Source organism: Mesorhizobium sp. M1334 (genome assembly GCF_040317995.1).
Lineage (GTDB): Bacteria > Pseudomonadota > Alphaproteobacteria > Rhizobiales > Rhizobiaceae > Mesorhizobium.
On record NZ_JAMYLM010000064.1, the window covers coordinates 1 to 2,873 of the forward strand.

A 2,873-nucleotide genomic window follows, 5' to 3' on the forward strand; every position below is an offset into this window, starting at 1 on the left:
GCCACACGCTCGCCGCCGCCCATAGCATCTACAGCGCTATCGAGAGCGCGCTCGCGAGCGGCTTCGCTACCGCCGAGCTACACCACCTGTGGGGACGCGACCCCTCATAACATTTTTCTGGCCACACATAACTTTTCGTTCGGTTGTTTTGTGACAACTGTCTCGCTAGCATCACCGCACGATTCGCAGGTGAAGTAGACAACGAACGACAGTCGCCGGCAGCGAACCAGTGAATTTTTCGGGCGCCTCAGTCGTCGAGATACATAGCTGACGCCTGACGCGGAATGATCCTGCGATAAGCGTATTGATTGCGCAAACTCATCTTGCTGCAGACCGCGGACGGGGCAGTTTGAGGTCGTTGACGGCCGGGACCAGGCATTTTGCCGAGCTCGAAAGTTCTTTGGCAACCGGTCGCCAGCTCCCCTGAGGGCGAGTTCCGCAAGCCGCTGCTTCCCGACCTAGCTGACCGATTTTCAAGCGATGTGAAAGGTCAACATGTCCCACCCGTCGAGCTACGAATTTCCGGTCGCTGCAACCTTCACTGCCTATGACTGCCACTGTGAAGGCGACGTTGAGAAGGTTGTGGTTTCTGGGTTACCTGAATTACCCAAGGGCACTGCTTTCGAAAAAATGAAGTGTTTCCGACAGCACCACGACCACATCCGGCTATTCTTCCTCCGCGAGCCTCGTGGCAGCATGATCCAATCGGTTAACTTCATCGTGCCTTCGGAAAATCCCGAAGCAGTAGCTGCATACATTATTGCCGAGGCAGAAGAATATCCGGAGATGTCGGGCGGCAACACAATCAGTGTCGCAACCACAATGCTGAAGACTGGCATGATTCCCATAACAGGCCCGATTACCCGGTTCAAGCTTGAAGCGCCTGCGGGGCTAATCGGAATCGAGTGCGAAACCGCAGATGGAAAAGTCGGGCCGGTCAGGTTCATTAATCAACCAGCTTTCGCTTACTGCCTGAACCAAACAATCCAATTGCCTGGCTTCGGCGAATTGGTCGTGGATGTAGGCTATGGGGGCATGACCTACGCCATTGTGCATGCACAGCAGTTTGGCTTCGACTTGGTTGCCTCCGAGGGGCGCAGGCTTAGCGACCTCGGACAAGAAATCAAGGCGGCGGCGGCGGCGCAAATACCGGTGTCCCACCCGCTAAACCATGAGCTGCCGGGCATTACGATGTTCGTAACCCCGATTAAGCGCGCAAAGCAGGGTATAGAATCGAAGAACGCCGTCGTCGTTTCACCGGGGCGTATAGATCGTTGCCCTTGCGGCACGGGCACCTCTGCACGCCTTGCTGTGATGCACGCCAAGGGCGAGATTGACGAGGGCGAGCAGTTCACACACAAGTCGCTGATCGATTCTACGTTCACTGCAGAAATCGTCGCAACCACTACAGTAGGCCCCTACAGCGCTGTCGTTCCGTCAGTCGGCGGTCGTACGTGGATCACAGCAAAATGCTCTTACATTTTGGAGGAAGACGATCCCGACCCTACGGGTTATGCCATCTCGGACACTTGGCCAGAAATGAAGCTTTCAGTCGTGCAGGTGCGGAATCGCACATGAGGACATGAGCGCAAAAAATGAAGGCTGACGAGTAAAAACACGCACTAAATTTCGGGGCGGTGTGTAGTGATGCCTTGCCTGTGGCAAGCCCCTAGTTGTCAGCCTACGATCGTTACGGCAAGTTGACAGAAGTCCGAAACAGCTGGGAGGAATTCGAGATGCCACAAATCCCCATCACCCCACAAGAGGACTTACGCGGAGCTTATCTCAGACAGGCTATTCGTGCAGCAATGATGTCATTTGTTATATGCGCCACCCTATTCCTCCTCCTTATAACATTTAAGATTGGAGTCGTTCTGTGAACGTTCATCCCAATTAGCTTGCGCATGGCGGAGATCTCGCAGTCGCAAGGCGATCCGCGCGCTGCTTGAGGCGGCGTCGGGGGTGGGCGGAATCCAGGGTGACGTGCTCCCCTGAAATGTCCTCGGTTTGAGGTTAGCCTGTTCCTCGGATGAGGCGATAGGCAATGAAGCGATCGAGATTTTCTGACGAACAGATTATCGGCATTTTGAAGGAACACCAGGCTGGGCTCCCGGCGCCGGACTGTGCCGCAACTACGGTGTGAGCGACGCGACCTTTTATGAGTAGCGCTCGAAGTATGGCGGCATGGATGTGTCGGAGGCGAAGCGGCTGAAGAGCCTTGAGGAGGAGAATGGCAAGCTGAAGCATCTGCGGGCCGATGCCATGCTCGACGTCTCGACCTTGCGAATCAGATCGCCTGTGACATCCATTGAAAGGGAGCACTTCTTCTACACAAGGCAACGACACGACAGAAGTGTCCCCGTCACGAGCGCCCTCCTCCGGCTTGTGATCGGCCGCGCCCTTTATAAAAGCAGTAGACCTCGTCACGAAAACCAAATTCAGCGCCATCGGTAGCAGCGCCTGCAAGCGGTGCAAAGAGCCAAAATCACTACGGCGCAAGGTGTTGACGCGCCGATGGCCATCGTCCAACCAAATTAAGTCGGATCAGCTGCATTCTCAGCAGAGCTCTGCCCAATCAGTGAGAACAAGCCGGCTCCACAGATAAGGGCTGCTCCGAGGACGGTAGTGAACCGCGGCAAGGTAGTGATGGGGTGGACGCCCCCTCGACGGCATCGATGTGCCAGAATGGTGGTGTTTGACAGCCACCGTAAGAGAGGGAGCGTCCACAATGGAAGTTAACACGATCGGATTGGACCTAGCGAAGAATGTGTTTCAGGCGCATGGAGCCGATGCGGCGGGCGCCATTGTTTTCCGCAAGCAACTGCGACGCGACAAGGTGCTTGCGTTTCTCGCTGGGCAGCCGGCCTGCTTGG

Annotated in this window: 1 protein-coding gene and 2 pseudogenes; all 3 read left to right on the forward strand. The window is 55.8% G+C overall.

Annotated elements, in window-relative coordinates; translation table 11 throughout:
* Positions 1-495: 495 nt before the first annotated feature.
* The gene (locus NKH17_RS33220) at positions 496-1,578 is read left to right on the forward strand and encodes a proline racemase family protein (protein ID WP_352973532.1); all 1,083 of its coding nucleotides are present in this window, start codon (positions 496-498) and stop codon (positions 1,576-1,578) included.
* Positions 1,579-2,044: 466 nt separating this feature from the next.
* Positions 2,045-2,286 (forward strand): annotated as a pseudogene (locus NKH17_RS33225) (transposase); the annotation flags it as partial.
* Between the two features lie 442 nt (positions 2,287-2,728).
* Positions 2,729-2,873 (forward strand): annotated as a pseudogene (locus NKH17_RS33230) (IS110 family transposase); the annotation flags it as partial.

Bases quoted from the DNA above. Each gene is read 5' to 3' on its own strand.
- NKH17_RS33220 (WP_352973532.1), top strand. From the start codon at position 496: ATGTCCCACCCGTCGAGCTACGAATTTCCGGTCGCTGCAACCTTCACT.